Consider the following 4,794-nt stretch of genomic DNA (forward strand, 5'->3'; position numbering starts at 1 on the left):
GTGTGTCCCGGTGGGGGTGTTGGGGTGGGCGATGATCGCGGGATGAGCGCAGTCGATGGATCGGACATCGTGGCACCCGAGGGCGGAAAGATGCGGGACCTGCTTCGGGTCTCACCGGGGGCGGTCGACCTGCGTACGGTCGACCCCCGCTCGACCCCGGGGCTGCCGGCGGCGGCCGGTGGCGGCCGGGCCCGCAAGGCCTGGGCCCGGGAGCAGGTCGAACTCCTCGGCGCGGAGCTGGGCGAGCAGCAGGAGATGCTCTTCGCCACAGCGAAGGCCGCCGTCGAGCCGGACGCGCCCGCGTCGGCGCCCACCAGCGGTGACCCGGCGCCGGCCCCGGACCGGCCGGGGCGGGTGCTGCTGGTGCTCCAGGCGATGGACTGCGGCGGCAAGGACGGCACGGTCAAGCGGGTGGCGGGCGCGATGAACCCGCTCGGCCTGCACCTGCGCTCGTTCGGCCCGCCGACGGAGGAGGAGCTGCGGCACGACTTCCTCTGGCGGATCCGGCGCGAACTGCCGCCGCCCGGGTACGTGGGTGTGTTCAACCGCTCGCACTACGAGGACGTGCTGATCGCCCGGGTGGAGGAGCTGGTGCCGGAGCAGACCTGGCGGGCCCGGTACGACGAGATCAACGCCTTCGAGCGAGAGCTGACCGACGCGGGCGTGACCCTGGTGAAGGTGATGTTGCACATCTCTCACCAGGAGCAGGGCGAGCGGCTGATGGAGCGGCTGACCGACCCGCGCAAGCACTGGAAGTACAACCCGTCCGACCTCGACTCCCGGGCCCGCTGGGACGACTACCAGGCCGCGTACGCCGAGGCGCTGCAGCGGTGCGGCACGGAGGCCGCGCCCTGGTTCGTGGTGCCGGCGGACCGCAAGTGGTACCGGGACTGGGCGGTGGCCCACCTGCTGCGGGAGACGTTCGGCGGTCTGCATCTGGGGTATCCGGCTGCCGGTTTCGACGTGGAGCGGGAACGCCAGCGGTTGCGGAGCGGGGACGGGACGGTAAAGGTGAACGGCGGGTGAACGACCGGTGAATCGGGCCTGACCAGGGGTGGGCCGGGGAATGCCCGGTTCCGCTGTGTCCTTAGCATGCCCAGAGCAGGCGCCCCGGAGGCGTCGGCCACCCTTCCACCGACACGACGAGGTCCGTGCTGTGAAGTTTTCCTTCCGTCCCACCGAGGGCGCCTTCTACGAGCTCTTCACCAGGGCCGCGCAGAACCTGGTGAAGGGCACCGAGCTGCTGAACGAGCTGGCGCTGCCGGGGGTCGAGGTGCAGTCGGTGAGCGAGCGGCTGACCGAGGTCGAGCACGACAGCGACCAGATCACCCACGAGCTGTACAAGAAGATCAACTCCACCTTCATCACCCCCTTCGACCGGGAGGACATCTACCGTCTGGGCTCGCTGCTCGACGACGTGATGGACCACCTGGAGGCGGTGGGCAACCTGCTCTACCTGTACGGCCTGACCAAGCTCCCGTCGCTGCCCCGGGAGATGCACGAGATGGTCAACGTCCTCGACCAGCAGGCCAAGCTGACCGCCGAGGCGATGCCCCGACTGAAGTCGATGAAGGATCTCGAGGACTACTGGATCGAGTGCAACCGGCTCGAGAACAACGGCGACCAGATGTACCGGATGCTGCTGGTCCGCCTCTTCTCCGGTGAGTACGACGCGCTGACCGTGCTGAAGATGAAGGAGGTGGCCGACGAGCTGGAGGCCGCCTGCGACGCCTTCGAGCACGTGGCCAACACCGTCGAGACCATCGCGGTCAAGGAGTCCTGATCCTGTGAGTCCCGAACTCATCGCCGTGCTGGCGGTGATCGCGGTGGCCCTGGTGTTCGACTACACCAACGGTTTCCACGACGCCGCCAACGCGATCGCGACCAGCGTCTCCACCCGGGCGCTGACACCCCGGATCGCCCTGCTGCTGGCTGCGGTCGGCAACTTCGTCGGCGCGCACTTCGGCGCCGGGGTGGCCAAGACCGTCGGCGACGGCCTGGTCACCCTCCCCACCGGCGTCGCCAGTCTCGGGGTGGTCTTCGCCGGGGTGCTCGGCGCCATCGCGTGGAACCTGATCACCTGGTACTTCGGTCTGCCGTCGTCCTCCTCGCACGCCCTCTTCGGCGGTCTGGTCGGGGCGACCCTGCTGGCCGCCGGCGGCGTGGTGCAGTGGGCGAACATCGGTCAGAAGGTCATCGTCCCGATGATCCTGTCGCCGATCGTCGGTCTCACCCTCGGTTACCTGCTGATGCTGGCCATCCTCTGGCTGTTCCGGAAGGGGCAGCCGGGCCGGCTCAACCGGGGCTTCCGCTGGGCGCAGACCGCCTCGGCGGCGGCGATGTCGATCGGTCACGGCATGCAGGACGCCGCGAAGACCATGGGCATCGTGGTGCTGGCCCTCTACACCGGTGGTTTCCAGGACGACAAGACGCACATCCCCGGCTGGGTGTTCTGGACCTCGGCGACCATGCTGGCGCTGGGCACCTACGCGGGCGGCTGGCGGATCATCCGCACCCTCGGCCGCAAGATCATCGACCTGGGTCCGCCGGAGGGCTTCGCCGCCGAGACGGTCGCCAGCATGGTGCTCTACTTCAACGCCCTGGTGCTGAAGGCCCCGATCTCCACCACCCACACGATCACCTCGGCGATCATGGGTGTGGGTGCCACCAAGCGGCTCTCTGCGGTCCGCTGGAACGTGGCCGGCAACATCGTGATCGCCTGGATCGTCACCTTCCCGGCCGCCGCGCTGATCGCCTGCCTGACCTACCTGCTGGTCCGGCCGCTGTTCTGAGCCCGGCCGCAGCGCCCGTCGAGGGGCTCCCCGCCACCGGCAGGGGGCCCCTCACGCGTAGTCGACGCCGATCCGCTCCCGGATGCCGTCCAGCAGCCCCATCACCTCGAGCGTGGCGGAGTGCGGCACCAGCGGGCTCTCGGTCAGCCCCGCCGCCAGGCAGCGCTGCACCTCGGCGGCCTCGTACTGGTAGCCGCCGCCGGTGAGGTCGGCCGGGATCGTCTCCGGCTCGGCCCCGGCGCGGTGCAGCACCGCCGAGCCCGGCCGGTAGAACGGCTCGGGCAGGTCGATCCGGCCGGTGGTGCCGGTGATCGAGGCGGTGATCGCGGTCGCGCCGACCATCCCGCAGCTGAGCGTGGCGACCGCGCCCGAGTCGTACCCGAGGACGATGCCGGTGTTCTCGTCCACGCCCTCCGGGCCGAGCTTCGCCCACGCCTGCACGTGCTGCGGCACGCCGAGCAGCAGGTGGGCCAGGCTCACCGGGTAGACGCCGAGATCGAGCAGGGCGCCGCCGCCGAGGGTGCGGGCCCGCATCCGGTGCTCCGGCGGGAACGGCCCGGCCGCGCCGAAGTCGGCCCGTACGCTGGTCACCGCGCCGATGGCCCCCGCCTCGACCAGCTCGACCACCCGCCGCACGAGCGGGTTGCAGCGCATCCACATGGCCTCCATCAGGAAGACGCCACGGGCGCGGGCGGACTCGACCAGCTCGGTGCTGGTGGCCAGGTCGAGGGTGAACGGCTTCTCCACCAGCACCGCCCGGCCGGCGTCCAGGCAGACCCGGGTCGCGTCGTGGTGGGCGGCGTGCGGGGTGGCCACGTAGACCACGTCGAGGTCCGCATCCGCGGCCAGGTCGCTCCAGGAGGCGTACGCCCGGGGGATGCCGTGCCGGGCGGCGAACCGCTCGGCGCTCTCGGCGGTCCGCGAGCCGACTGCGACCAGTTCGGCCCCTGGCACCAGCCGCAGGTCCTCGGCGAAGCGGCCGGCGATGTGCCCGGTGGCCAGGATGCCCCAACGTGTCATGCGGGCCAGGCTAACGAAGATCGACCTGCCGCCGGTCGGCGATCCACCGGTCGGGAACTAGGCTCGCGGGATGACGATCGACAGTGACGGCTTCGCCGCCCCGGCCGCCCTGGTCGAGCACGCCCGCCGGTTCCGCGCCGAGGGTGGCACCCCGGCGGTGCCGCGGGTCGCGGCCACCGTGCTGCTGCTGCGCCCGGCCGGCGACGACTTCCAGGTGTACGTCATCCGCCGGGTCGCCGCGATGGCCTTCGGCGGCATGTACGCCTTCCCCGGCGGCGGGGTGGACCGCTCCGACTCCCAGGCGCACCTCGACTGGGCCGGCCCGGAGCCGGCCCAGTGGGCCGACCGGCTGGGGGTGGCCCCGGCGGCGGCCCAGGCGGTGGTCTGCGCCGCCGCACGGGAGGTCTTCGAGGAAGCCGGCGTGCTGCTGGCCGGCCCGGACGCCGCGACCGTGGTCGGCGACGTCAGCGGCGACGAGTGGGAGGCCGCCCGGCAGGACCTGGAGGCGCGCCGGGTGGGCTTCGCCGACCTGCTCGCCGGACGGCGGCTGACGCTCCGGTCGGACCTGCTGCTGCCGTGGAGCCGGTGGATCACCCCGGAGTTCGAGCCGCGCCGCTTCGACACGTACTTCTTCGTCGCTCTGCTGCCCGAGGGGCAGCGGACCCGGGACGTCTCCGGCGAGGCCGACCACACCATGTGGATCCGCCCGGCGGACGCCCTGGCCCGGGCCGAGGCCGGCGAGCTGACCATGCTGCCGCCGACGCTGGTCACCCTGGCCCAGGTGCTCGCCGCCGGTGACCTGGCCGGCGTGGCCCGAGCGGCGGCCGACCGGGACGCCGCCACCCCGGTCACCCCCCGCCTGGATCTCTCCGAGGACGGCGAGGCCCGCTTCGTCCTGTCCTGACCCCGCCGACCGGCGTCCCGGGCGAGCCGCACGGTTTGCGGCGTGTCGGGGTGTCGAGGACGCCGGACACCCCCACAC

At 72.0% G+C, this 4,794-nt stretch carries 5 protein-coding genes; 4 read left to right on the forward strand and 1 reads right to left on the reverse strand.

Translation table 11 applies throughout. The features are described 5' to 3' along the window. The first annotated feature begins 42 nt into the window (after positions 1-42). From ACSNN7_RS28590 to ACSNN7_RS28600, 3 genes are all read left to right on the forward strand, one after another. Positions 43-1,026 (forward strand): PPK2 family polyphosphate kinase, encoded by a 984-nt coding sequence (locus tag ACSNN7_RS28590; RefSeq protein ID WP_436684158.1) that lies wholly within the window; start codon positions 43-45, stop codon positions 1,024-1,026. Positions 1,027-1,156: 130 nt separating this feature from the next. Beyond that, positions 1,157-1,783 carry a DUF47 domain-containing protein gene (locus ACSNN7_RS28595; RefSeq protein WP_436684159.1) on the forward strand — a complete coding sequence of 209 codons (627 nt, stop codon included), beginning with the start codon at positions 1,157-1,159 and terminating at the stop codon, positions 1,781-1,783. A 4-nt stretch (positions 1,784-1,787) separates the two neighbouring features. Then, the gene (locus tag ACSNN7_RS28600) at positions 1,788-2,792 is read left to right on the forward strand and encodes an anion permease (RefSeq protein ID WP_436684160.1); all 1,005 of its coding nucleotides are present in this window, start codon (positions 1,788-1,790) and stop codon (positions 2,790-2,792) included. A gap of 51 nt (positions 2,793-2,843) precedes the next feature. On the opposite strand, the gene ACSNN7_RS28605 is transcribed toward ACSNN7_RS28600, so the two are convergent. Continuing rightward, positions 2,844-3,812 carry a Gfo/Idh/MocA family protein gene (locus ACSNN7_RS28605; RefSeq protein ID WP_436684161.1) on the reverse strand — a complete coding sequence of 323 codons (969 nt, stop codon included), beginning with the start codon at positions 3,810-3,812 and terminating at the stop codon, positions 2,844-2,846. Positions 3,813-3,882: 70 nt separating this feature from the next. Here ACSNN7_RS28605 and ACSNN7_RS28610 point away from each other — a divergent pair, with 70 nt between their 5' ends. Then, complete coding sequence (locus tag ACSNN7_RS28610; protein WP_436684162.1) at positions 3,883-4,716, forward strand: NUDIX hydrolase; 834 nt, start codon at positions 3,883-3,885, stop codon at positions 4,714-4,716. The last annotated feature ends 78 nt before the right edge of the window (positions 4,717-4,794 follow it).

Origin of the sequence: Micromonospora sp. URMC 105, from assembly GCF_051386295.1 — a bacterium.
Classification (GTDB): Bacteria; Actinomycetota; Actinomycetes; order Mycobacteriales; family Micromonosporaceae; genus Micromonospora.

Coding starts and splice junctions, on each gene's coding strand:
- ACSNN7_RS28610 (WP_436684162.1), top strand. CDS start 3,883: ATGACGATCGACAGTGACGGCTTCGCCGCCCCGGCCGCCCTGGTCGAG.
- ACSNN7_RS28590 (WP_436684158.1), top strand. CDS start 43: ATGAGCGCAGTCGATGGATCGGACATCGTGGCACCCGAGGGCGGAAAG.
- ACSNN7_RS28605 (WP_436684161.1), bottom strand. CDS start 3,812: ATGACACGTTGGGGCATCCTGGCCACCGGGCACATCGCCGGCCGCTTC.